This window comes from Pseudomonas sp. LBUM1661 (assembly GCF_059695925.1).
The window spans coordinates 1351934-1375743 of sequence record NZ_CP166794.1 but is presented as its reverse complement, the minus strand read 5'-3'; the positions used below and the strand labels follow the sequence as shown (position 1 = coordinate 1375743).

22 protein-coding genes are annotated in these 23810 nt (G+C 59.2%); 2 read left to right on the top strand and 20 right to left on the bottom strand.

Translation table 11 applies throughout. The annotated features are described in order from the left end of the window. The first annotated feature begins 87 nt into the window (after positions 1-87). On the top strand, positions 88-411 hold the full coding sequence (gene fdxA / locus ACA057_RS06135) for a ferredoxin FdxA (protein WP_054047139.1): 324 nt from the start codon (positions 88-90) through the stop codon (positions 409-411). A gap of 491 nt (positions 412-902) precedes the next feature. On the opposite strand, the gene rpoS is transcribed toward fdxA, so the two are convergent. From rpoS to ACA057_RS06095, 8 genes are all read right to left on the bottom strand, one after another. Beyond that, complete coding sequence (gene rpoS / locus ACA057_RS06130; protein WP_059407844.1) at positions 903-1910, bottom strand: RNA polymerase sigma factor RpoS; 1008 nt, start codon at positions 1908-1910, stop codon at positions 903-905. 105 nt (positions 1911-2015) lie between these two features. Then, positions 2016-2873 (bottom strand): peptidoglycan DD-metalloendopeptidase family protein, encoded by an 858-nt coding sequence (locus ACA057_RS06125; protein ID WP_497346736.1) that lies wholly within the window; start codon positions 2871-2873, stop codon positions 2016-2018. 211 nt (positions 2874-3084) lie between these two features. Beyond that, positions 3085-3720 carry a protein-L-isoaspartate(D-aspartate) O-methyltransferase gene (locus ACA057_RS06120; protein WP_177333699.1) on the bottom strand — a complete coding sequence of 212 codons (636 nt, stop codon included), beginning with the start codon at positions 3718-3720 and terminating at the stop codon, positions 3085-3087. A gap of 41 nt (positions 3721-3761) precedes the next feature. Beyond that, the gene (gene surE / locus ACA057_RS06115) at positions 3762-4511 is read right to left on the bottom strand and encodes a 5'/3'-nucleotidase SurE (protein WP_497346734.1); all 750 of its coding nucleotides are present in this window, start codon (positions 4509-4511) and stop codon (positions 3762-3764) included. Next, positions 4499-5557, bottom strand: coding sequence for a tRNA pseudouridine(13) synthase TruD (gene truD / locus ACA057_RS06110; protein WP_497346732.1), 1059 nt, complete (start codon positions 5555-5557; stop codon positions 4499-4501). The genes surE and truD overlap by 13 nt, the downstream gene beginning before the upstream one ends. Then, positions 5554-6027 carry a 2-C-methyl-D-erythritol 2,4-cyclodiphosphate synthase gene (gene ispF / locus ACA057_RS06105; RefSeq protein WP_010462780.1) on the bottom strand — a complete coding sequence of 158 codons (474 nt, stop codon included), beginning with the start codon at positions 6025-6027 and terminating at the stop codon, positions 5554-5556. The genes truD and ispF overlap by 4 nt, the downstream gene beginning before the upstream one ends. A gap of 43 nt (positions 6028-6070) precedes the next feature. Further along, positions 6071-6916, bottom strand: a complete 846-nt coding sequence (gene fghA, locus ACA057_RS06100) for an S-formylglutathione hydrolase (protein WP_497346730.1) — start codon at positions 6914-6916, stop codon at positions 6071-6073. A gap of 96 nt (positions 6917-7012) precedes the next feature. After that, complete coding sequence (locus tag ACA057_RS06095) at positions 7013-8125, bottom strand: S-(hydroxymethyl)glutathione dehydrogenase/class III alcohol dehydrogenase (RefSeq protein ID WP_497346728.1); 1113 nt, start codon at positions 8123-8125, stop codon at positions 7013-7015. 106 nt (positions 8126-8231) lie between these two features. On the opposite strand from ACA057_RS06095, the gene ACA057_RS06090 reads away from it, so the two are divergent. Beyond that, on the top strand, positions 8232-9128 hold the full coding sequence (locus ACA057_RS06090) for a LysR substrate-binding domain-containing protein (protein ID WP_497346726.1): 897 nt from the start codon (positions 8232-8234) through the stop codon (positions 9126-9128). A gap of 165 nt (positions 9129-9293) precedes the next feature. On the opposite strand, the gene ispD is transcribed toward ACA057_RS06090, so the two are convergent. The 12 genes from ispD to fabZ all read right to left on the bottom strand — a co-directional run bounded on the left by ispD (position 9294) and on the right by fabZ (position 23807). Then, on the bottom strand, positions 9294-10001 hold the full coding sequence (gene ispD / locus ACA057_RS06085) for a 2-C-methyl-D-erythritol 4-phosphate cytidylyltransferase (protein WP_497346724.1): 708 nt from the start codon (positions 9999-10001) through the stop codon (positions 9294-9296). Further along, entirely contained in the window at positions 9998-10276 is a 279-nt protein-coding gene (ftsB, locus tag ACA057_RS06080; RefSeq protein WP_008028992.1) for a cell division protein FtsB, read from the bottom strand. Before ftsB ends, ispD begins: the two co-directional genes overlap by 4 nt. 171 nt (positions 10277-10447) lie before the next feature. Next, positions 10448-11737, bottom strand: coding sequence for a phosphopyruvate hydratase (eno, locus tag ACA057_RS06075; RefSeq protein WP_059407824.1), 1290 nt, complete (start codon positions 11735-11737; stop codon positions 10448-10450). Between the two features lie 156 nt (positions 11738-11893). Next, the gene (gene kdsA / locus ACA057_RS06070; RefSeq protein ID WP_007949350.1) at positions 11894-12739 is read right to left on the bottom strand and encodes a 3-deoxy-8-phosphooctulonate synthase; all 846 of its coding nucleotides are present in this window, start codon (positions 12737-12739) and stop codon (positions 11894-11896) included. Positions 12740-12744: 5 nt separating this feature from the next. Next, positions 12745-14376: a CTP synthase gene (gene pyrG / locus ACA057_RS06065; protein ID WP_497346722.1), complete on the bottom strand. Its 1632-nt coding sequence runs from the start codon at positions 14374-14376 to the stop codon at positions 12745-12747. Between the two features lie 274 nt (positions 14377-14650). Then, entirely contained in the window at positions 14651-15979 is a 1329-nt protein-coding gene (tilS, locus tag ACA057_RS06060; protein ID WP_497346720.1) for a tRNA lysidine(34) synthetase TilS, read from the bottom strand. 151 nt (positions 15980-16130) lie between these two features. Next, positions 16131-17078, bottom strand: coding sequence for an acetyl-CoA carboxylase carboxyltransferase subunit alpha (locus tag ACA057_RS06055; protein ID WP_008154040.1), 948 nt, complete (start codon positions 17076-17078; stop codon positions 16131-16133). Between the two features lie 139 nt (positions 17079-17217). Then, positions 17218-20739 (bottom strand): DNA polymerase III subunit alpha, encoded by a 3522-nt coding sequence (gene dnaE / locus ACA057_RS06050; protein WP_497346718.1) that lies wholly within the window; start codon positions 20737-20739, stop codon positions 17218-17220. An 83-nt stretch (positions 20740-20822) separates the two neighbouring features. Continuing rightward, entirely contained in the window at positions 20823-21449 is a 627-nt protein-coding gene (gene rnhB / locus ACA057_RS06045; protein ID WP_008154045.1) for a ribonuclease HII, read from the bottom strand. 11 nt (positions 21450-21460) lie between these two features. Beyond that, on the bottom strand, positions 21461-22591 hold the full coding sequence (gene lpxB / locus ACA057_RS06040) for a lipid-A-disaccharide synthase (RefSeq protein ID WP_497346716.1): 1131 nt from the start codon (positions 22589-22591) through the stop codon (positions 21461-21463). Between the two features lie 2 nt (positions 22592-22593). Continuing rightward, entirely contained in the window at positions 22594-23370 is a 777-nt protein-coding gene (gene lpxA / locus ACA057_RS06035) for an acyl-ACP--UDP-N-acetylglucosamine O-acyltransferase (RefSeq protein WP_401357413.1), read from the bottom strand. Continuing rightward, on the bottom strand, positions 23367-23807 hold the full coding sequence (fabZ, locus tag ACA057_RS06030) for a 3-hydroxyacyl-ACP dehydratase FabZ (RefSeq protein WP_017336708.1): 441 nt from the start codon (positions 23805-23807) through the stop codon (positions 23367-23369). The genes lpxA and fabZ overlap by 4 nt, the downstream gene beginning before the upstream one ends. Between the last annotated feature and the right edge of the window lie 3 nt (positions 23808-23810).

Sequence of the window (23810 nt, the reverse complement as noted above, 5' to 3'; positions counted from 1 at the left end):
TAGCCTGGCCTGCAGACTATCGCTCCCGAACCTGGCGACCCCGTCCTGAAGGGGCTCCGCTGCCGCCGCCTGAGGAGAAAAGTAGAAATGACCTTCGTCGTCACCGACAACTGCATCAAGTGCAAGTACACCGACTGCGTAGAAGTCTGTCCGGTGGACTGCTTTTACGAAGGCCCGAACTTCCTGGTGATTCACCCGGATGAGTGCATCGACTGCGCACTGTGCGAACCAGAATGCCCTGCCGTGGCCATCTTCTCTGAAGATGAAGTCCCGGAAGAGATGCAGGAATTCATTCAGCTGAACGTTGAGCTGGCGGAAATCTGGCCGAACATCACCGAGAAGAAAGAATCGATGCCCGATGCCGAAGAGTGGGATGGCGTCAAAGGCAAGATCAAAGACCTCGAACGCTGATTACCCGCGCGCTCCAGGAAAAAGGCCCCACAAGGGCCTTTTTTGTTTTCAAAGATCTTTTGACTTTCCAGCAGGCAAAAAAAGGGGCGGTTTGACCCGCCCACATTTTTCCCTATTCCCTGTGTTCCTTTTCATCGTCCTGATGAATCGCTTCCTGCGATATCCTTTCCCCTCATCCTTGAAGGGCGTGTCTGTCCGTCGACACAACCCAGATACTAGAGCGTTCCCGGCCGAGAGCAATCGCACCTCAGGGCAAAAACAGACTGTCATAAGCTGTTAATCTAAAAAAATAATCATGCTAATCAAAGAGATAAGTTGTCCGCCTACAGACCATGGACGACTGCCACCCTGTAAAAATAACGAACACTTACGAAAGAGTAAGCAAAGACTTACAGCGCGAGACTACAAACCCGAGGGGATTCCCATCCCAACCTCCAGACAACAAAAAGCCCCGATCAGTCGAGGCTTTTGTTGCTGACTGGGCGAATGGCTTATTGAAACAGCGACTCGCTCGACAGACCGTTCTTCTCGAGAATCTCGCGAAGACGCTTCAGGCCCTCCACCTGAATCTGTCTGACCCGTTCCCGGGTCAGGCCAATTTCCAGGCCTACATCTTCAAGCGTGCTGCTCTCGTGACCGCGCAGGCCGAAGCGGCGTACAACCACCTCGCGTTGCTTGTCGGTCAGCTCCGAGAGCCATTGATCGATGCTCTGGGACAGGTCGTCATCCTGCAGCAGTTCGCACGGATCGGTGGGACGGTCGTCGGTAAGGGTGTCCAGCAGGGTTTTATCCGAATCCGGACCCAGCGAGACGTCGACCGAAGAAACCCGTTCGTTCAGGCCAAGCATGCGCTTGACCTCACCCACTGGCTTTTCCAGCAGGTTGGCGATTTCTTCGGGTGAAGGTTCATGGTCGAGTTTTTGCGTCAGCTCCCGTGCAGCCCGCAGGTACACGTTGAGCTCTTTGACCACATGGATCGGCAACCGGATAGTCCGGGTCTGATTCATGATTGCGCGCTCGATGGTCTGACGAATCCACCAGGTTGCGTAGGTCGAAAAGCGGAAGCCACGTTCGGGGTCGAACTTCTCTACCGCCCGGATCAGCCCGAGGTTGCCCTCTTCGATCAGGTCCAGCAGCGACAGCCCACGATTGACGTAACGCCGGGCGATTTTCACTACCAGCCGCAGGTTGCTTTCAATCATGCGCTTGCGCCCGGCCGGATCTCCACTTTGCGACAGGCGCGCAAAATGAACTTCTTCTTCGGGGGACAGCAGAGGGGAAAAGCCGATTTCATTGAGGTACAGCTGCGTGGCGTCGAGCGCCCGCGTGTAGTCAATGTACTTGTGTTGTTTCAACGAAGCGGAGTGTTTGGATTTGGCACGAACGGAAGGTGGAGCAGCCCCTTCATCATTCGACATCGAATCCGTGCCGATGCCGGTCTCCATCAGGAGAACCTCATCGTCGATGTCAAACTCCGGCACTTCTTTACTGAGAGCCATTGTTATAGTCCTTTGGTGAGTTCGACCTCAGGCTCAAGCGACGCCTTTATCCTTGGCAACGCTGGAGCCTGTTCCCTCTACGTGACGGAACAGGCTGGTAAGCGATCAACGACGTGGCAGGAATTGCAGCGGATCTACAGGTTTACCTTGGCGGCGAATCTCAAAATGCAGTTTCACCCGATCTGTCCCCGTTGACCCCATTTCGGCAATTGTCTGTCCGACCTTGACTTGCTGCCCCTCCCGAACCAACAGCCTGCGGTTATGTCCGTAGGCACTGACGTAGGTATCGCTGTGTTTGATGATGACTAATTCGCCGTAGCCCCTTAAGCCACTCCCGGCGTATACCACCGTCCCATCAGACGCTGCTAAAACAGGCTGTCCCAAATCTCCGGCGATATCAATTCCTTTATTCAAACTGCCGTTTGAAGAGAATTTACCAATGAGAATGCCATTAGAAGGCCACCCCCAGCCGGTCGGGGCCGGGCCTGCCGGAGGCATCGGAGCGGGTGCTGGCTTGTTGGCGACGGACGGTGCAACCGCAGTTGTACTCGTCGTAGCGCCATTTGGTTGGCGTCGAATTACCGTGGTTTTCAGCGACGATGAAGGTGTTGAATCCGGCGCACTGGCCACCGTCGTTGGCGTTGAACCGGTGCGACCATCAAAGCGAATCGTCTGACCCGGATGGATCGTGTAAGGCGTAGGAATATTGTTCCGTGCGGCGAGGGCTTTGTAGTCCCAGCCGTAGCGAAAGGCGATCGAGAACAAGGTGTCTTTCGGCCGAACGACGTACTGACCCGTGGTCACTGCCGGACGCTGGGCGACGGCATTGTTGCGATCGACAACGCGCACGTCGCTCGATTTGTTACTAGAACAACCGACCAGCAAGGTGCTCAAGACAAGGCCAGTCACCAGGCGCTGAAAGCTCGTTATACCTATTCGCTGCGCAATGACTGTGAGACTCACCCGCCGCTCCCTTTGTGGTGGCTGAAAATGTGGATTGCCGAGTTCCGGCAAGAAATAACGCCAGTATAACGGGCCGTACAGGCTTTACCTTTAATGCCGCGAAATGGCTTCGCGCACACGTTTGCTGCCTGACGATAAATCCCGTTTAACTGATCGATGCCGCTGTAAGACAGGGGCAATCGACGAGAATTCAGCGCGTTGAAACAAATGCTCAGGCCAGTGGCCCATTGAGCAATGGCACGAAGCGCACACTCCCCAGAACACGCCTGGAAAAGCCCTGCTCCTCGCGAATGATCAGCATCAATTGTTGCACCTCGCCGGACCCGACCGGGATCACCAGCCTGCCTCCCGGCGCCAATTGATCGAGCAACGCTTGCGGAACGTCGGTGGCCACCGCGGTCACGATAATGCCGTTGTACGGCGCCAGTGCCGGCCAGCCTTCCCAACCATCGCCCCAGCGGAACACCACGTTGCGCAGGTTCAACTCCACCAGGCGTTCCTTGGCCCGGTCTTGCAAAACCTTGATGCGTTCCACGGAAAAGACGCGTTCAACCAGTTGCGACAGCACGGCGGTCTGGTAGCCAGAGCCGGTGCCGATCTCCATGACCTTGTCCAGAGGACCGGCCTCCAGCAGCAACTCGCTCATGCGAGCGACCATATAAGGCTGGGAGATGGTCTGGTTGTTACCGATCGGCAGCGCCGTATCTTCGTAGGCGCGGTGAGCCAGCGCCTCGTCGACGAACAGGTGACGCGGTGTCCGGCGGATGACCTCCAGCACCTTCGCGTTGGAAATCCCCTCTTCATACAGGCGCTGAATGAGGCGCTCGCGAGTTCGTTGAGAGGTCATCCCGATGCCGCGACGCAGCATATCGTCTTGTTCACGAGCCATTAGCGCAGCCCCTCCAGCCAGCCATCGAGACTTCTGAAGGCATCATTGAAGGTGCGATCCAGTTGTAGTGGAGTGATTGAAACATAGCCCTGCATCACCGCATGGAAATCGGTACCCGGGCCACCGTCTTCGGCGTCCCCCGCAGCCGCAATCCAGTAACCGGATTTGCCGCGCGGATCGACGATTTTCATCGGTGCTGCGGCGCGGGCGCGATGCCCGAGGCGGGTCAGCTGGATGCCGCGGATATGGTCCAGCGGCAAATTGGGAATGTTCACGTTCAATACCGTGCGCGGTGGTAGCTCAAGGTCAGCATGGGCCTCGACCAGTTTGCGCGCAAAGTAAGCGGCCGTGGGAAGGTTCTCTACTTGTCGTGAGACCAACGAAAAGGCAAACGAAGGGCGCGCCAGGAAACGCCCTTCAAGGGCCGCTGCCACGGTGCCGGAATACAGCACGTCGTCCCCCAGGTTGGCGCCCAGGTTAATCCCGGAAACCACCATGTCCGGTTCGCGTTCCAGCAAACCGTTGAGGCCCAGGTGCACGCAATCGGTCGGCGTGCCATTGAGGCTGATAAAGCCGTTGGCCAACGTTTGCGGGTGCAACGGACGGTCGAGCGTCAGCGAGCTGCTGGCGCCGCTTTTGTCCTGGTCCGGGGCGATAACCACGCACTCGGTGTAATCCGCCAGCGCAGCATAAAGCGCGGCGAGACCGGGTGCGGTTACCCCATCGTCGTTAGAAATCAGAATACGCATGGGCTGTCCGTCTGCCCCACCGGCACCAGATCGACAAGTTCGCGCACTAATACAGTGGCGAAGCATCCGGCCGGAAGGACGAATTCCAGTTGCAGAATGTCAGGCTCGGGATAATGCCACGTCAACCCACCAATGGGCAGCCGCAGGATGCGACGTTCGTGGCTCATACCGGCGTTAACCAACCAATCGCGAAGGTCTGCTTCGCGAGCGGCGATTGCCTGCTCCAGTTCATGGACAGCGCCCGTGGCCGGCGAGTCACCTCCGCCCCACTGCGGGCCGGTCGGGTGCAGGTCGAGAATCGCCAGGCGCGGGTCGCTGCACTCGGCTTCACCTGCCGGGAAAAAACTGCGGCTGTCGGTGAAGGCCAGCAAATCACCGACCTGGGCGCGCTGCCAGGTGCCATCCGCCACACGCGCCGCCAACACCTGGTTAAACAGGAAACTGCGGGCGGTGGACAGCAGCCGGGAACGCACGTTGCGCTGCTCCGGCAGGGCCTTGCGCGCCGCCCAGGCACGGGCATCGACCACGTTGCCGCCGTCAAACCCGAAGCGCTGGGCGCCAAAATAATTGGGGATGCCTTGCTTGGCGATCAGTTGTAGACGCGCTTCGATCGCCGCTTTGTCGCCCGCGAACTGGGTCAGGCGCAACGTGAAACCGTTGGCCGAATGGGCACCGCGTTGCAGCTTGCGTTTGTGCCGGCCGGTCTTGAGGACTTTAAGCGTTTCGTTTTCTGCCGCCGACAGATCAGGGTCAGCCTTGCCCGGCAGTTGTACGCTGAACCACTGGCGCGTCAGTGCCTGACGATCCTTGAGGCCCGCGTAACTCACCGTGCGCAATGGAACGCCCGCCGCCTTGGCGATTCGCCGTGCCGCTTCCTCGGTATTCAGACCGCGTTTTTCCACCCAGATCCACAAGTGTTCGCCATCGCCGCTGAGGGGAATATTGAGGACTTCATCGACCTGAAAATCTTCCGCCACCGCTTTGAGTACCGCAGTGCCGAGGGCTTCACCATAGGCCCGCGGGCCGAGCAATTGCAGTTCGTTCATGCGCGCAGCAACAAGGCAACGGAATGCACGGCAATGCCTTCTTCGCGACCGACAAAGCCGAGCTTTTCGGTGGTGGTAGCTTTCACGTTCACTTGATCCAACTCAACTTGAAGATCCGCGGCAATCAGCGCGCGCATCGATTCGATATGCGGGGCCATTTTCGGCGCCTGGGCGACGATGGTGTTATCGACGTTGCCGACCTTCCAGCCTTTGGCGTGGATCAGTGCAACGACGTGACGCAACAGCACACGGCTGTCGGCGCCCTTGAAAGTGGGGTCGGTGTCCGGGAAGTGCTTGCCGATATCACCCAACGCGGCAGCGCCGAGCAAGGCATCGCTCAAGGCGTGCAGCAGGACGTCACCGTCGGAGTGAGCGAGCAGCCCGAAGCCGTGTGCAATCCGCACGCCGCCCAGAGTAATGAAATCGCCTTCAGCGAAACGGTGCACATCATAGCCGTGGCCAATACGCATAAAAAAACGCCCCGATTTTTGTCAGGGCGTGATTCTACCTGCATTAGAGGCCTAGGGCGCGTCCGTGATGTTGCAAGTGGTCGCTGATGAAGCTGGCGATGAAGAAATAGCTGTGGTCGTAGCCGGGTTGCAGACGCAACGTCAGCGGATGACCTGCCAGTTTGGCCGCCTGTTGTAACGCTTCAGGCTTGAGCTGTGTGGCGAGGAAATCGTCACGATCGCCTTGATCGACCAGTAGCGGCAGCTTCTCGTCTGCTTCGGCAATCAACGCACAGGCATCCCATTCGCGCCATTTCGAACGGTCTTCACCCAAGTAGCGCGAGAAGGCCTTTTGACCCCATGGGCAATCCATCGGATTGTTGATCGGCGAGAACGCCGACACCGACAGATAACGTCCCGGATTGCGCAGCGCGCAGACCAATGCACCGTGGCCGCCCATCGAGTGGCCGCTGATGCCACGTTTGTCCGAGGCCGGGAAATGCGCTTCAACCAATGCCGGCAATTCCTGCACGACATAGTCATGCATCCGATAGTGTCGGGACCACGGTTCCTGCGTGGCATTCAGGTAAAACCCGGCACCGAGACCGAAGTCCCAGGCACCCTCCGGATCACCCGGGACATCAGGACCACGCGGGCTGGTGTCCGGTGCGACGATGATCAACCCCAGCTCGGCGGCCATGCGCATGGCGCCGGCCTTTTGCATGAAGTTTTCGTCAGTGCAGGTCAGGCCGGACAGCCAGTACAGCACCGGCAGTTTGCCGCCCTGCTCCGCTTGCGGCGGCAGGTACACGGCAAACACCATGTCGCAGCCGAGCACATCGGAGCGATGGCGATAGCGTTTGTGCCAGCCGCCAAAGCTTTTCTGGCAGGAGATGTTTTCCAAAGTCATGGGAATGCTCCCAGCTGCAAGCCCCAAGCTTCAAGCTGCAAGAGGAGGCAGAGGCGCACGCTCTTGCAGCTTGAAGCTTCGAGCATGGCGCTGCTCTTAAAAATGAATGACGGAACGGATGCTTTTTCCTTCATGCATCAGGTCGAATGCCTTGTTGATATCTTCCAGGCCCATGGTGTGGGTGATGAACGTATCCAGCGGGATTTCGCCGGTCTGGGCCATTTCGACGTAGCTCGGCAACTCGGTACGGCCGCGCACACCGCCGAACGCCGAACCGCGCCAGACGCGCCCCGTCACCAACTGGAACGGACGGGTGGAAATTTCCTGGCCCGCGCCGGCAACGCCGATGATTACCGACTCGCCCCAACCCTTGTGGCAGCATTCCAGTGCAGCGCGCATCAATTGCACGTTGCCGATGCACTCGAAGGAAAAGTCGACGCCGCCATCGGTCATGTCGACGATGACTTCCTGGATCGGACGATCGAAGTCTTTAGGGTTCACGCAGTCGGTTGCACCCAGTTGCTTGGCGATCTCGAATTTGGCCGGGTTGATGTCGATGGCGATGATGCGACCTGCCTTGGCTTTCACCGCGCCGATGATCGCTGACAGACCGATACCGCCGAGGCCGAAAATGGCCACGGTATCACCGGGTTTCACCTTGGCTGTGTTGATGACCGCGCCGATGCCGGTGGTGACACCGCAGCCCAACAGGCAGACTTTTTCCAGCGGTGCTTCTTTCGGGATCTTGGCGACGGAGATTTCCGGCAACACGGTGTACTCGGAAAACGTCGAGGTCCCCATGTAGTGGAAAATGGGTTGGCCCTTGTAGGAAAAGCGCGAAGTGCCGTCCGGCATCAGGCCTTTACCCTGAGTCGCACGAATGGCCTGACACAGGTTGGTTTTGCCCGACAGGCAGAACTTGCACTTGCCGCATTCCGGGGTGTACAGCGGGATCACATGGTCACCGACTGCAACGGACGTCACGCCCTCGCCGATGGCTTCAACCACCGCGCCACCTTCGTGACCGAGGATCGACGGGAAGATGCCTTCCGGGTCAGCACCGGACAGGGTGTAGGCATCGGTATGGCAAACACCGGAAGCCACTACTCGCAACAACACTTCACCGGCCTTGGGCATGGCCACATCGACTTCAACGATTTCGAGGGGCTTCTTGGCCTCGAAGGCAACGGCGGCGCGCGACTTGATCATGCTGATTCTCCAGTGAATAAAAACGAGACAAGGAGTGTAATACACAGCTGTACGATGAATAATCGGAACAAATGCAAAATATTATTGCTGCACAGGGATAATCTTCATGTCCGATAACCGCTGGGAAGGCATCGACGAGTTCGTCGCCGTGGCCGAGTGCAGCCAATTCACCGCGGCCGCCGAGCGACTTGGGGTTTCGTCCTCCCATGTCAGTCGACAAATCGTACGCCTGGAAGAACGCCTGCAAACCCGGCTGCTCTATCGCAGTACCCGTCGGGTCACGCTGACCGAGGCCGGACAAACGTTTCTGCAGCATTGCCAACGGTTGCAGGACGGGCGCGAAGAGGCGCTGCGAGCGGTCAGCGACCTGACCAGCGAGCCGAAAGGCATGCTGCGCATGACCTGCGCCGTGGCCTATGGCGAGCGCTTTATCGTGCCGCTGGTGACGCGCTTCATGGGACTCTATCCGCAACTGCGAATCGACATTGAGCTGAGCAACCGCCCACTCGACCTGGTACATGAGGGCCTGGACCTGGCGATCCGCCTGGGCCGTCTGCAAGACTCGCGCTTGGTGGCAACACGCCTGGCGCCACGGCGCATGTACCTGTGCGCATCGCCGTCCTACGTGGAACGCTACGGTCGCCCACACAGCTTGTCGGAACTGAGCCGTCACAATTGCCTCATTGGCAGCTCGGACATGTGGCAACTGGAACAGAACGGGCGAGAGTTTTCCCAACGGGTACAGGGAAACTGGCGCTGCAACAGTGGGCAAGCGGTGCTGGATGCGGCGCTGCAAGGGGTTGGGCTATGTCAGTTGCCGGACTATTACGTGTTGGAGCACTTGAACAGCGGTGCGTTGATTTCGCTGTTGGAAGCGCATCAACCGCCGAACACTGCTGTTTGGGCGCTGTATCCACAGCAGCGGCATTTGTCGCCGAAGGTGAGAAAACTGGTGGATTACTTGAAAGAAGGGTTGGCTGAGAGGCCGGAATATCGCTGCTAAAAGATTGAGTGGTTGTCAGCAAATTGTTGGCTGACCGGGCTACTGCCATCGCGAGCAGGCTCGCTCCCACAGTGGATCTTCAGTGAATACAAAGTCTGTGTTCGGTGCCGATCAAGGGTGGGAGCGAGCCTGCTCGCGATGGCGATTCAACAGACGCCAACGCAGTCAGCGGCGATTAGCCCAACGCTGCCGCAGCCATTCGAGGTCTTCGGGACGAGTGACTTTGACGTTGTCGGATCGCCCTTCAATCAGGCGCGGCGACTGACCAGACCACTCCATCGCCGAGGCTTCATCCGTGATGACAACGTCAGCCACCAGGCTGTCCGCCAATGCCCGATGCAACGCGCCGAGGCGAAACATCTGCGGCGTATAAGCCTGCCAGATCACACTGCGGTCCACGGTTTCGACGACACGACCCTGCTTGTCGACCCGCTTGAGGGTATCGCGTGCGGGAACCGCCAGCAGACCGCCAACCGGGTCATCCGCCAATTCACTGAGCAACTTGTCCAGATCATCACGGCTCAGGTTCGGCCGCGCGGCATCGTGGACCAACACCCAATCCTCATCGTCGGCGCCTTGCGCATGCAAATGCAGCAACGCATTGAGCACCGACCCGGAACGTTCGTCGGCGCCATCAACGCGCTGAATACGCGAATCGCCAGCACACGCCAGGTTCGGCCAATAAGGATCATCGACAGCCAGACTGACCACCAACCCCTTCAGAGCAGGATGATCAAGGAAACAGCCGAGGCTGTGTTCGAGAATAGTGCGCCCGCCCAGTTGCAAGTATTGCTTGGGACGGTCCGCGGCCATACGGGCACCGACGCCCGCGGCAGGAATCACGGCCCAGAAGGCCGGTAACGACTGGATCATTGAGCCAACTGGTAAAGGGTTTCACCGTCCTTGACCATGCCCAACTCATGACGAGCCCGCTCTTCAACGGTCTCCATGCCTTTTTTCAACTCACTGACTTCGGCGTCCATGACCCGATTGCGCTCCAGCAACCCTTCGTTCTCGGCGTGTTGATCCGCAATCTGCTGAGTCAGCTCGGCCACTTGCGCCAGACTGCCATTACCCACCCACAGGCGGTACTGCAGGCCAGCCAGCAGCAGGAGCAAAACGAGGAACAACCAATTGGGACTGCGCATCGAATATCGGGTATCCAGTGAAAAAAACAGCCAAGCCAAAACGTGAAGCTTCTGATAGCACGAAGCCTGGAAGAACCAGGCTTGTGCACTTAAGGCATCAGATTAGTGGCAAAACCGTCGCTGTTGCGATTTTTCCGACACAATCCTTTGTCTTTTTTTCGCTGTACTCAATCAGCCGCGGAATTCGCTGCGACCGTTGTACTTGGCTTTGCCATTCAACTGCTCTTCGATACGCAGCAGTTGGTTGTACTTGGAAACGCGATCGGAACGGCACAGGGAGCCGGTCTTGATCTGGCCAGCCGAGGTGCCCACGGCCAGGTCGGCAATGGTCGAATCTTCGGTTTCGCCGGAGCGGTGCGAGATCACGGCGGTGTAACCAGCGGCCTTGGCCATCTGGATGGCTTCCAGGGTTTCGGTCAGGGTGCCGATCTGGTTGAACTTGATCAGGATCGAGTTGGCGATCTTTTTATCGATGCCTTCTTTCAGGATCTTGGTGTTGGTCACGAACAGGTCGTCGCCGACCAGTTGGACTTTCTCGCCGATCTTGTCGGTGAGAATTTTCCAGCCAGCCCAGTCGGACTCGTCCAGGCCGTCTTCGATCGAGATGATCGGGTAACGTTCGGTCAGACCTTTCAGGTAGTCGGCGAAACCTTCAGCGGTGAACACCTGGCCTTCGCCGGACAGGTTGTACTTGCCGTCTTCGTAGAACTCGCTGGCCGCGCAGTCCAGCGCCAGGGTCACGTCGGTGCCCAGGGTGTAACCGGCGTTGGCCACGGCTTCGGAGATCACTTTCAACGCGTCTTCGTTGGAAGCCAGGTTCGGTGCGAAACCACCTTCGTCACCCACGGCAGTGCTCAGGCCACGGGCCTTCAGCACAGCTTTGAGGTGATGGAAAATCTCGGTGCCCATGCGCAGGCCTTCCGAGAAAGACTTGGCGCCAACCGGCTGCACCATGAATTCCTGGATGTCGACGTTGTTATCGGCGTGCTCGCCACCGTTGATGATGTTCATCATCGGAACCGGCATCGAGTAAACACCCGGAGTGCCGTTCAGGTTGGCGATGTGAGCGTACAGCGGCAGGTCCTGGTCCTGTGCTGCTGCCTTGGCCGCGGCCAGGGAAACGGCGAGGATCGCGTTGGCGCCCAGGGAACCTTTGTTTTCAGTACCGTCGAGCTTGATCATCGCGTGATCCAGCGCTTTCTGGTCGCTTGGGTCTGTGCCTTTCAACAGGTCGCGGATCGGGCCGTTGATGTTGGCGACGGCTTTCAGAACGCCCTTGCCCAGGTAACGGCTCTTGTCGCCATCACGCAGCTCGAGCGCTTCACGCGAGCCAGTGGAAGCACCGGACGGCGCGCAAGCACTGCCGATGATGCCGTTATCGAGAAGCACGTCCGCTTCCACGGTGGGGTTGCCACGGGAGTCGAGAACTTCACGACCTTTGATGTCGACGATTTTTGCCATTGTTGTAAACACTCCAAAGTTGACGAAAACGACGCAGCTGAAGGAAATCTTGTATCGCCGGCAAGTGATGTGCAGCAGGCAGACTTGCGGACGATAAGGCTCAGGCCCGAGGGCCTGAGCATTAATTCGTGCGGTACTTTACCGGAGAAATGAGGATTACGCGGTTTCTACCGTCGGAAAACTCTTCACCAGTTCGTCCAAAGCTTTGAGCTGGGCCAGGAATGGCTCCAGTTTGTCCAGACGCAAGGCGCATGGGCCGTCACATTTGGCGTTGTCCGGGTCCGGGTGGGCTTCGAGGAACAGACCGGCCAGGGACTGGCTCATGCCGGCCTTGGCCAGGTCGGTCACCTGGGCGCGACGACCACCGGCGGAATCGGAGCGACCGCCGGGCATTTGCAGCGCGTGGGTCACGTCGAAGAACACCGGGTATTCGAACTGCTTCATGATGCCGAAGCCGAGCATGTCGACGACCAGGTTGTTGTAGCCGAAGCTCGAACCACGCTCGCAGAGGATCAACTGATCGTTACCCGCTTCCACGCATTTGCTCAGGATGTGTTTCATCTCATGCGGTGCGAGGAACTGGGCTTTCTTGATGTTGATCACCGCGCCAGTCTTGGCCATTGCGACCACAAGATCGGTCTGGCGCGACAGGAAGGCCGGCAACTGGATGATGTCGCAGACTTCAGCAACGACCGCGGCCTGATCAGGCTCGTGAACGTCGGTGATGATCGGCACGCCAAAGGCTTGCTTGATGTCCTGGAAAATCCGCATGCCCTCTTCCAGGCCGGGGCCACGGTAAGAGGTCACGGAGGAACGGTTGGCCTTGTCGAAGCTGGCCTTGAACACGTAAGGGATACCGAGTTTCTCGGTCACCTTGACGTATTCTTCACAGACCTGCATCGCCATGTCGCGGCTTTCCAGTACGTTCATGCCACCGAAAAGCACCATTGGCTTGTCGTTGGCAATCTCGATGTCGCCTACACGGATGATCTTCTGCGCCATTGGAATTACGCCTTCTTCTGGTGTTGAACCAAAGCTGCTTTGACGAAACCGCTGAACAACGGGTGACCGTCGCGGGGTGTCGACGTGAACTCAGGGTGGAACTGGCAAGCAACGAACCATGGATGATCCGGGGCTTCAACCACTTCGACCAGCGCACCATCACCGGAGCGACCGGAGATTTTCAGGCCGGCTTCCATGATTTGCGGCAGCAGGTTGTTGTTCACTTCGTAGCGATGACGGTGACGCTCGACGATCACGTCCTTGGCGTAGCAATCGTGCACCAGGGAGCCTGGCTCAAGCAGGCAATCCTGGGCGCCGAGGCGCATGGTGCCGCCCAGATCGGACGATTCGGTACGGGTTTCGACGGCGCCGGTGGCATCTTCCCACTCGGTGATCAGACCCACGACCGGGTGACCGCTGGCACGATCGAACTCGGTGGAGTTGGCGTCTTTCCAGCCCAGCACGTTACGAGCGAACTCGATCACGGCCACTTGCATGCCCAGGCAGATGCCGAGGTACGGAACCTTGTTTTCACGAGCGAATTGAACGGCGGTTATCTTGCCTTCCACGCCGCGCAGACCGAAGCCGCCCGGTACGAGGATCGCGTCGACACCTTCCAGCAGCGCGGTGCCCTGGTTTTCGATGTCTTCGGAGTCGATGTAGCGCAGGTTGACCTTGGTGCGGTTGCTGATGCCGGCGTGACTCATCGCTTCGATCAGCGACTTGTAGGCGTCCAGCAGCTCCATGTACTTGCCGACCATGGCGATGGTGACTTCGTGCTCAGGGTTGAGCTTGGCGTCGACCACGGCTTCCCACTCGGACAGATCGGCACCGCCGCATTGCAGGCCGAAACGCTCAACAACGAAATCATCCAGGCCCTGGGAGTGCAGGATGCCCGGGATCTTGTAGATGGTGTCGGCGTCTTCCAGCGCGATCACCGCACGTTCTTCAACGTTGGTGAACTGGGCGATCTTGCGACGCGAAGAAATGTCGATCGGGTGATCGGAGCGGCAGACCAGCACGTCGGGTTGCAGGCCGATGGAGCGCAGTTCCTTGACCGAGTGCTGGGTAGGCTTGGTTTTGGTTTCGCCGGCGGTGGCGATGTACGGCACCAGTGTCAGGTGCATCAGCATCGCGCGCTTGGCGCCGACTTCGAAACGCAATTGACGGATCGCTTCGAGGAACGGTTGCGATTCGATGTCACCCACGGTGCCACCGATCTCGACCATGGCCACGTCGGCATCGCCGGCGCCCTTGATGATGCGGCGCTTGATTTCGTCGGTGATGTGCGGGATCACCTGAATGGTGGCGCCCAGGTAATCACCACGGCGCTCTTTGCGCAGGACGTGTTCGTAGACACGGCCGGTGGTGAAGTTGTTGTTCTGGGTCATGGTCGTGCGGATGAACCGCTCGTAGTGGCCCAGGTCCAGGTCGGTCTCGGCGCCGTCGTGGGTGACGAACACTTCACCGTGCTGGAACGGGCTCATGGTGCCCGGGTCGACGTTGATGTACGGGTCCAGCTTCAGCATGGTGACCTTAAGTCCCCGCGCCTCCAGGATCGCCGCCAATGAAGCCGATGCAATGCCTTTCCCCAATGAAGAAACAACACCGCCCGTGACGAATATGTAGCGCGTCATGAAAAACCCTAGAAGTCTGCGTTAAAGCGGTCCGAGCCGCCGGGGAAAGCGAAGGAAGGCCGAAGCCCCCGATCACCTGCATTAATCACAGTGCACCTTTCAAAAAAACCGCCGCGTTGGGACAGACCGGAAGATGAAACACCGGTACGTTGCTCGCTACACATTTTTTGGAATCGCCCAGCAAAGACTGCTTGGTAATCGGCAACTCCTGCAATTCAGGCGAATCCACAGAAGTTGTATCAAGAAGGGAGCGTAGTCTACCGGAAAGCCCCTTTCAGCTCAAACCTTGATCTTCGTTCGATGGCTGCCAATGCAAATGCCAGCCATCCTGCACACTGCCGTTCAAGCCCCGCAGGTTGGCCACCGCCAGCAATTGCTCGCCCCGGTAGAGCAGCGGCAATCTGCCACGGGCGAAACCCGGCACGCCTCGTTCATTGAGCAAACGCTTGAGATCTCGATGGCCGCGATCAGGCAACGCCATGATTTCGCCGCCCTCACGATAGCGGATCCGCAGCGGCCCGCCGGGGATTTGGCCGGTGAGTGTGAGCACGCCATTATCCGGCAACGTCAACGATAACGAGGGGTCAGCCCAGGTTCCGGCGGCCGGTGGCGTGCTCAACCAGCCGCCCGACAACCACCAGACACGCCCCCCCGCCCGATGCAGTTCGCCGTCCGCCAGCCGCCAGATCGGACGGGCATCGCCGGTGGCATCGCGCAAATCTTCCCAACCCGACCAATGGTCACTGTCTGGAAGTCGTGTCAGGGGTTCGAGCCAGTGACTCAATGCGTTGCGCTGGCGGGCGGCGGACAGTGTGACTAAACACGTGAGTTCCAGCGACGGCAATCCCAACCAATCGAACTCACCGACCGTGCGGGCGCGGGCCAGATCGATGTGCGCCAACTCATCGAGCAAGCCCTGCGCCTCGCTCAGATGCGCGGCGCTGCGCGCAATGGTCGCCACGGCTTGCGGCCAGCGCTCGGTCAATGCCGGGAACACTTGATGCCTCAGGTAATTGCGCGAGAACTGCCGATCCTGGTTTGACGGGTCTTCGATCCAGCTCAGCTGATGCTCGGCGGCATAGGCTTCAAGCTCCGCCCGCGTGACATCCAGCAATGGCCGAAGCAAGTGCCCTTTGCCCAATGGACGTTGCCGTGGCATTCCAGCCAACCCCCTCACCCCTGCCCCACGCATCAGCCGAAACAGCAAGGTTTCGGCCTGGTCGTCGCGGTGCTGGGCTGTCATCAGCACTTCATTGGCTTGCGCTGCCTCAATGAACGCACCATATCGCGCATCCCGGGCTGCACGTTCAAGACTGGCGCCGGGCTGAACCTGAACGTGAACCACCTGCAGCGGCACTCCCAACGCCTCACACACCGACTGACAATGATCCGGCCACGCATCGGCCGCAGCTTGAAGGCCGTGATGGACGTGGATAGCGCTTAGCGCCGGCAGGGATCGGGTTTTTGCGAGGTGTGCAAGAAGGTGCAGCAGGACGGTGGAGTCGAGACCACCAGAGAAGGCGATGCGCCAGGTCTTGGCATTGCGCCAAGGGCTCAGGTTCAGCAGGAGTCTGGCAGGCAGATCAATCTTCGAAGGATTCATGGCATCAGTCGCATCACATAGACCCAATGTGGGAGCGAGCCTGCTCGCGAAGGCTGCTTAACATTCAACACATCTGTTGACTGTTATACCGCCTTCGCGAGCAGGCTCGCTCCCACATTGGTTTTGCGTCATTTGCCGAAGCAGCGTCAGATCAGAGACCGTAGCTCATCAGGCGCTCGTAACGACGGGCCAGCAGCGCTTCGTTATCGAATTTCTTCAGCATCGCCAGTTGCGAGCTCAGCTCGGCACGGATCGATGCAGCCGCAGCAGCTGGATTGCGGTGTGCGCCGCCCAACGGCTCACTGATCACCTTGTCGACGATGCCCAGGCCTTTGAGGCGCTCGGCAGTGATGCCCATGGCTTCAGCGGCGTCCGGGGCTTTCTCGGCGGTTTTCCACAGAATCGAAGCGCAACCTTCTGGCGAAATGACCGCATAGGTCGAGTACTGCAGCATGTTCAACTGATCGCAAACGCCGATCGCCAGCGCACCGCCGGAACCACCTTCACCGATCACGGTGGCGATGATGGGGGTTTTCAGGCGGGCCATGACGCGCAGGTTCCAGGCAATCGCTTCGCTCTGGTTGCGCTCTTCGGCGTCGATGCCCGGGTAAGCGCCCGGGGTGTCGATGAAGGTCAGGATCGGCATCTTGAAGCGTTCGGCCATTTCCATCAGGCGGCACGCCTTGCGGTAGCCTTCCGGACGCGGCATGCCGAAGTTGCGGCGAACCTTCTCGCGCACTTCACGACCTTTCTGGTGACCGATGATCATCACCGGCTGGTCGTCCAGGCGCGCGATGCCGCCGACGATGGCAGCGTCGTCGGAAAAGTGACGGTCGCCGTGCAGTTCGTCGAACTCAGTGAAGATGTGTTCGATGTAGTCCAGGGTGTATGGACGTTTCGGGTGACGCGCCAGACGCGCGATCTGCCAGCTGGTCAGCTTGCCGAAGATGTCTTCGGTCAGCGTGCTGCTTTTGTCCTGAAGGCGGGAGATCTCATCGCCGATATTCAGCGAATTGTCATTACCGACCAAGCGCAACTCTTCGATCTTGGCTTGCAGGTCGGCGATCGGCTGTTCGAAATCTAGAAAATTCGGGTTCATAGGCGTCCGTCTTGGGTCGACATCCAAGGGAGCTTGGGCCGGCCGGTTGTCTATTCGCGCCCTACCTTAAGGGAGAGGCGCGTTCAGGTCGAGATTAAAAATTCAGGTCGAGATCAGGCGCTTCTACAGCACCTGACCGTCAACGGTATTGGAGGAAGACGTTGTCTCGCCCGAACTGGTCACGCAAGGCTTGAATCAACGCATCCGCCGGGTCGATCCGCCAGGTCTCGCCGAACTGCAGCAAGGCCTTGGCATCGGGGCTGGTGTACTCCATGGTGATCGGGCACGCACCACGGTGACGCTTGAACAACTCCCCCAGCCAGCGTAGCTGATCGCCCTTCAAATCCTTGGTCTGCAGTTTCAAGCGCAGGCTCTCGGCCAGGTTGGTGCGCGCATCTTCCATGCTCATCACCCGCTTGACCCGCAGCCGCAGGCCGCCGGAGAAGTCGTCGTTGCTGACTTCGCCTTCGACCACCACCATCGCGTCGGTCTGCAACAGCGACTGCGCGGAATGGAATGCCTCGGCGAACAGCGACGCTTCGATCCGGCCCGAGCGGTCGTCGAGGGTGATGAAACCCATCTTGTCGCCCTTTTTGTTCTTCATCACGCGCAGCGCGATGATCATGCCCGCGACCGTCTGGGTATCGCGAGCCGGCTTCAGGTCGATGATGCGCTGACGGGCGAAGCGGCGGATCTCGCCTTCGTACTCGTCGATCGGGTGACCGGTCAGGTACAGGCCCAGGGTGTCTTTTTCCCCTTTCAGGCGTTCCTTGAGGGTCAGTTCCTTGGCCTTGCGGTGGTTGGCGTAGACGTCGGCGTCGGCCTCGACGAACAGACCGCCAAACAGGTCGGCGTGGCCGCTGTCGTGGGTCCGTGCGGTTTGTTCGGCGGCCTTGATCGCCCCTTCCATTGCCGCCAGCAAGACGGCGCGGTTCTGGTCGATGTTCGCTTGATAAGCTTTCGGCTCATCATGGAAATACGGCCCCAGACGATCCAGCGCACCGCTGCGGATCAAACCGTCCAGGGTGCGTTTGTTGATACGTTTGAGGTCGACCCGGGCGCAGAAGTCGAACAGATCCTTGAACGGGCCGTCCTGACGCGCCTCGGTAATCGCTTCGACCGGCCCTTCTCCCACACCCTTGATCGCGCCGAGGCCATAGATGATCCGGCCTTCGTCATTCACCGTGAACTTGAACTCCGAAGTATTCACATCCGGCGCGTCGAGACGCAGCTTCATGGTGCGAATTTCTTCGATCAAGGTCACGACCTTGTCGGTGTTGTGCATGTCCGCCGACAGTACCGCGGCCATGAATGGCGCCGGGTAGTGGGTTTTCAGCCACGCCGTCTGGTACGACACCAGACCGTAAGCGGCCGAGTGAGACTTGTTGAAACCGTAACCGGCGAATTTTTCTACCAGGTCGAAGATGTTACCGGCCAGGTCGGCGTCGATATTGTTGGTGGCGCAACCTTCAATGAAACCGCCGCGCTGCTTGGCCATTTCTTCGGGTTTTTTCTTACCCATGGCCCGACGCAGCATGTCCGCGCCGCCGAGGGTGTAACCGGCCATGACCTGGGCAATCTGCATCACCTGTTCCTGGTACAGGATGATGCCGTAAGTCGGTGCCAATACCGGCTTGAGGCCTTCGTACTGGTAGTCCGAGTGCGGGTACGCGAGTTCGGCGCGACCGTGCTTACGGTTGATGAAGTCGTCCACCATGCCCGATTGCAGTGGGCCCGGACGGAACAGGGCCACCAGTGCGATCAAGTCTTCCAGGCAGTCGGGCTTGAGCTTTTTGATCAGCTCCTTCATGCCTCGCGACTCAAGCTGGAACACCGCCGTGGTTTCGGCTTTTTGCAGCAACTGGTAAGTCGGCTTGTCATCCAGCGGGATGAACGCGATGTCCAGCGGCGGCTGATCGACCTTGGCGCGGTCGCGGTTGATGGTTTTCAGCGCCCAGTCGATAACGGTCAGGGTCCGCAGACCGAGGAAGTCGAACTTCACCAGACCGGCCGCTTCAACGTCGTCCTTGTCGAACTGGGTTACCAGGCCATCGCCGGCTTCGTCGCAATAGATCGGCGAGAAGTCAGTCAGTTTGGTCGGAGCGATAACCACACCACCGGCGTGCTTGCCGACGTTACGCACAACGCCTTCGAGCTTGCGCGCCATCTCCCAGATTTCTGCCGCTTCTTCATCGACCTTGATGAAGTCACGGAGGATTTCTTCCTGCTCGTAAGCTTTTTCCAGGGTCATGCCGACTTCGAACGGGATCATCTTCGACAGACGATCCGCCAGTCCGTAGGACTTGCCCTGCACCCGCGCCACGTCGCGGACCACCGCTTTTGCCGCCATCGAACCGAAGGTGATGATCTGGCTAACCGCGTTGCGGCCGTATTTTTCGGCCACATATTCGATAACGCGGTCACGACCGTCCATGCAGAAGTCGACGTCGAAGTCGGGCATGGATACCCGTTCCGGGTTAAGGAAACGTTCGAACAGCAGGTCATATTCCAGCGGATCGAGGTCGGTAATCTTCTGCACATAGGCCACCAGCGACCCGGCACCCGACCCCCGGCCCGGACCTACCGGTACGCCGTTGCTCTTGGCCCACTGGATAAAGTCCATAACGATCAGGAAGTAACCGGGGAAGCCCATCTGGATGATGATATCCAGTTCGAAATTCAACCGGTCGACGTAGACCTGGCGCTTGGCTTCGTAGTCTTCGGTGGTGTCCTTGGGCAGCAGAACGCTGAGGCGATCCTCCAGACCATCGAAGGACACCTTGCGGAAATACTCGTCGATGGTCATGCCATCGGGGATCGGGAAGTTGGGCAGGAAGTGCTTGCCCAGCTTCACTTCGATGTTGCAGCGCTTGGCGATCTCGACCGTGTTCGCCAGTGCCTCGGGAATATCGCTGAACAGCTCAGCCATTTCCTCGGCGCTTTTGAGGTATTGCTGATCGCTGTAATTCTTCGAACGCCGCGGATCGTCGAGGGCGCGGCCCTCACCGATGCAGACGCGGGTTTCGTGAGCGGCGAAGTCTTCCTGCTTGATGAAGCGCACGTCGTTGGTGGCCACCAGCGGCGCACCGATTTTCTCGGCCAGGGCCACGGCGCCGTGCAGTTGTTCTTCATCGTTGGGGCGATTGGTGCGCTGGATTTCCAGATAGAAGCGATCCGGGAACACCGTCATCCATTCGCGAGCCAGGTTTTCCGCTTCAGCCGGATTGCCACTGAGCATGGCCAGGCCGATCTCGCCTTCTTTCGCCGCCGACAGCATGATCAAGCCTTCGCTGGCCTCGGCCACCCACTCGCGCTCGATGATGACCGAGCCATTGCGCTGGCCGTCGATGAAGCCCCGGGAGATCAGTTCGGTCAGGTTGCGATAACCGACGGCGTTCATCGCCAGCAGACTGATCCGGCTCAGGGCGTTGTCCGGGTCCTTGTTCGACAGCCACAGGTCGGCGCCGCAGATCGGCTTGATTCCGGCCCCCATGGCGGCTTTATAGAATTTGACCAGGGAACACATGTTGTTCTGGTCAGTGACCGCTACGGCAGGCATATTCATGCCGACCAGGGTCTTGACCAGCGGTTTGATCCGCACCAGACCGTCGACCAGGGAGTATTCAGTGTGCAGGCGTAGATGAACGAATGAAGCCGGCATAGTGATCCTGTCTAGAAACTAGAAACGTGAAGACAACAAGGCCCGGATTGTACCGGGCCTTGGCAAAAACATCAGCCTTGCGACTAACTCTCGATCAGGTTCTCCCGCGCCTCGTACGCCAGGCGTACCGGGGCGAACGAGCGGCGGTGAATCGGCGTTGGCCCCAGGCGGGCCAGCGCTTCCAGATGAACGGGCGTCGGGTAGCCTTTGTGGCCGCCGATGCCGTAACCCGGATAAATCAGTTCGAACGCAGCCATCTCGCGGTCGCGGCTGACCTTGGCCAGAATCGAGGCCGCGGCGATGGCCGGCACTTTGCCGTCGCCCTGCACCACGGCTTCAGCGCGCATCGACAGTTTCGGGCAGCGGTTGCCGTCGATCATCGCCAGTTTCGGCTGAATGTGCAGGCCTTCGATGGCGCGCTGCATGGCCAGCATGGTGGCGTGAAGGATGTTCAGCTCGTCGATTTCTTCGACTTCGGCGCGGGCGATGCACCAGCTCAGGGCTTTTTCGCAGATTTCGTCGTAGAGCTTTTCGCGACGGGCTTCGGTGAGCTTCTTCGAGTCGTTCAAACCGAGGATCGGACGGCTCGGATCGAGAATCACAGCCGCCGTCACGACCGCACCACAGAGCGGGCCGCGTCCGACTTCGTCAACACCGGCAACCAATTCTTCGACTTCAGCGACCAAGGTGAAATCCAGCCCCATCTGCATGCTTGTTTTACTCATTGTACTTGGCCAATCAGATTCAGCACTGCGTCCGCAGCCTGGTTGGAGGCATCCAGACGCAAGGTCCGGTGAATTTCGTCGAAACCGCGGGTCTGCTCCTGGCCATCCTCGATCAGCGGCGACAAGGTCTGGGCCAGGGCCTCGACCGTCGCATCGTCCTGCAACAATTCCGGCACCAGCAAGCGCTGGGCCAGCAGGTTCGGCAAGGAGACGTACGGGCTTTTCACCATGCGCTTGAGAATCCAGAACGTCAGCGGCGCCAGGCGATAAGCGACCACCATCGGCCGCTTGTACAACAGCGCCTCAAGGGTCGCCGTTCCGGAGGCAATCAGCACCGCGTCGCAGGCCGCCAGGGCCAGATGAGAGTTGCCATCAAGCAAGGTCAGCGGCAGATCGCGACCGGCCAGCATCTCCTCAAGCTGCCTACGGCGCTCGGGGCTGGCGCAAGGCAGGACGAACCGCACGCCGGGGCGCAAGGCCCGCAGGCGCTGGGCGGTATCGAGGAACAACGCACCGAGACGGCCGACTTCGCCGCCACGGCTGCCCGGCATCAGTGCCACCAGCGGCCCATCAGGCAAACCGAGTTCGGTCCGAGCGGCGGCGCGATCAGCTTCAAGTGGAATCGCATCGGCCAGGGAGTGCCCGACAAACCGCACCGGCACGCCCTTCTCTTCATAGAACTTTGCTTCGAACGGAAACAGCGTCAACATCAGGTCGCAGCCTTCGCGAATCTTCAGCACGCGCTTCTGCCGCCAGGCCCAGACCGACGGGCTGACGTAGTGCACGGTCTTGATCCCGGCCTGACGCAGCTTGAGCTCGATATTGAGGTTGAAGTCCGGGGCATCGATGCCGATGAACACGTCCGGCTTCGCCGCGATGAGGTCCGCGATCAGTTGCTTGCGCCGCTTCAACAATTCGCGCAAGCGGCCCAGCACTTCCACCAGGCCCATGACCGAAAGGCGCTCCATAGGGAACATGGAGGTCAGCCCCTGGGCCTGCATAAGCGGACCGCCGACACCGATGAATTCGACTTCAGGATGGCGAGCCTTCAGCGCGCGCATGAGACCCGCGCCCAGAATGTCACCGGAAGCCTCACCTGCCACCAGCGCAATACGCATATTAGCCATGATTAACGAGTGATGCCGCGGGTCGAAGACTGGATGGAATCACGGAACACCGCGACTTCCGGAAACTGCGCCGAGGGTTCGGCCAGTTCGGCGAGCGCCTGCTCAACCGTCAGGCCCTGGCGATAAACCACCTTGTAGGCACGACGCAGGGCGTGGATCGCGTCTTCACTGAAACCACGACGGCGCATGCCTTCGAAGTTCATGCTGCGGGCTTCGGCCGGGTTGCCAAATACCGTGACGTACGCTGGAACGTCCTTGCCAATGGCGGTCCCCATGCCGGAAAAGCTGTGGGCGCCAATATGGCAATACTGGTGGACCAGGGTGAAACCCGACAGGATCGCCCAGTCCTCAACGTGCACATGGCCGGCCAACGCGGTGTTGTTGACCAGGATGCAATGGTTGCCGATGACGCTGTCGTGACCGATATGGGCATAGGCCATGATCAGGTTGTGATCGCCCAAGGTCGTTTCCGAACGGTCCTGAACGGTCCCACGGTGAATCGTCACGCCTTCACGGATGACGTTGTGGTCACCAATGACCAGACGAGTTTCTTCGCCCTTGTATTTCAGATCGGGCGTGTCCTCGCCTACCGAAGAAAACTGGTAGATGCGGTTGTGCTTACCGATTCGGGTCGGGCCTTTGAGAATCACATGCGGCCCGATCACTGTTCCCTCGCCGATTTCCACACCTGCGCCGACGATCGACCAAGGGCCGACCTCGACGTCGTCGGCCAGAATGGCCGTCGGATCGATGATTGCGCGAGGGTCAATCAAACTCATAGTTTGCGTTCCGCGCAGATGATCTCAGCGGAGCAGACGGGTTTGCCATCGACCGAGGCCTGGCACTCGAACTTCCAGATCTGGCGCTTGCAGCTGATGAAGCGGGCTTCGAGGATCAACTGATCACCCGGGGTGACCGGCTGGCGAAAGCGCAGCTTGTCGGAACCGACGAAGTAGTAAAGCGTCCCGTCGGCTGGCTTCACGTCGAGCATTTTGAAGCCAAGGATACCGGCAGCCTGAGCCATCGCTTCGATGATCAACACGCCCGGCATGATTGGATGCGCAGGGAAGTGACCATTGAAGAACGGTTCGTTGATGCTGACATTCTTGTAGGCGCGAATGCGCTTGCCTTCCACATCCAGTTCCACGACTCGGTCCACCAGCAGGAACGGGTAACGGTGGGGCAGGTATTCGCGAATCTCGTTGATGTCCATCATTTC

What these genes read in the sequence shown, in the direction of transcription:
- surE (WP_497346734.1), bottom strand. Translation starts at nt 4,511, where the DNA reads ATGCGTATTCTGATTTCTAACGACGATGGGGTAACCGCACCCGGTCTC.
- rpoS (WP_059407844.1), bottom strand. Translation starts at nt 1,910, where the DNA reads ATGGCTCTCAGTAAAGAAGTGCCGGAGTTTGACATCGACGATGAGGTT.
- lpxB (WP_497346716.1), bottom strand. Translation starts at nt 22,591, where the DNA reads ATGGCTAATATGCGTATTGCGCTGGTGGCAGGTGAGGCTTCCGGTGAC.
- kdsA (WP_007949350.1), bottom strand. Translation starts at nt 12,739, where the DNA reads ATGGCGCAGAAGATCATCCGTGTAGGCGACATCGAGATTGCCAACGAC.
- truD (WP_497346732.1), bottom strand. Translation starts at nt 5,557, where the DNA reads ATGAACGAACTGCAATTGCTCGGCCCGCGGGCCTATGGTGAAGCCCTC.
- ACA057_RS06055 (WP_008154040.1), bottom strand. Translation starts at nt 17,078, where the DNA reads ATGAACCCGAATTTTCTAGATTTCGAACAGCCGATCGCCGACCTGCAA.
- ACA057_RS06120 (WP_177333699.1), bottom strand. Translation starts at nt 3,720, where the DNA reads ATGACCTCTCAACGAACTCGCGAGCGCCTCATTCAGCGCCTGTATGAA.
- rnhB (WP_008154045.1), bottom strand. Translation starts at nt 21,449, where the DNA reads ATGCAGATGGGGCTGGATTTCACCTTGGTCGCTGAAGTCGAAGAATTG.
- fdxA (WP_054047139.1), top strand. Translation starts at nt 88, where the DNA reads ATGACCTTCGTCGTCACCGACAACTGCATCAAGTGCAAGTACACCGAC.
- ispD (WP_497346724.1), bottom strand. Translation starts at nt 10,001, where the DNA reads ATGATCCAGTCGTTACCGGCCTTCTGGGCCGTGATTCCTGCCGCGGGC.
- ftsB (WP_008028992.1), bottom strand. Translation starts at nt 10,276, where the DNA reads ATGCGCAGTCCCAATTGGTTGTTCCTCGTTTTGCTCCTGCTGCTGGCT.
- ACA057_RS06095 (WP_497346728.1), bottom strand. Translation starts at nt 8,125, where the DNA reads ATGATCAAGTCGCGCGCCGCCGTTGCCTTCGAGGCCAAGAAGCCCCTC.
- tilS (WP_497346720.1), bottom strand. Translation starts at nt 15,979, where the DNA reads ATGAATCCTTCGAAGATTGATCTGCCTGCCAGACTCCTGCTGAACCTG.
- dnaE (WP_497346718.1), bottom strand. Translation starts at nt 20,739, where the DNA reads ATGCCGGCTTCATTCGTTCATCTACGCCTGCACACTGAATACTCCCTG.
- eno (WP_059407824.1), bottom strand. Translation starts at nt 11,737, where the DNA reads ATGGCAAAAATCGTCGACATCAAAGGTCGTGAAGTTCTCGACTCCCGT.
- fabZ (WP_017336708.1), bottom strand. Translation starts at nt 23,807, where the DNA reads ATGATGGACATCAACGAGATTCGCGAATACCTGCCCCACCGTTACCCG.
- pyrG (WP_497346722.1), bottom strand. Translation starts at nt 14,376, where the DNA reads ATGACGCGCTACATATTCGTCACGGGCGGTGTTGTTTCTTCATTGGGG.
- ACA057_RS06090 (WP_497346726.1), top strand. Translation starts at nt 8,232, where the DNA reads ATGTCCGATAACCGCTGGGAAGGCATCGACGAGTTCGTCGCCGTGGCC.
- lpxA (WP_401357413.1), bottom strand. Translation starts at nt 23,370, where the DNA reads ATGAGTTTGATTGACCCTCGCGCAATCATCGATCCGACGGCCATTCTG.
- ispF (WP_010462780.1), bottom strand. Translation starts at nt 6,027, where the DNA reads ATGCGTATTGGCCACGGCTATGATGTGCACCGTTTCGCTGAAGGCGAT.
- fghA (WP_497346730.1), bottom strand. Translation starts at nt 6,916, where the DNA reads ATGACTTTGGAAAACATCTCCTGCCAGAAAAGCTTTGGCGGCTGGCAC.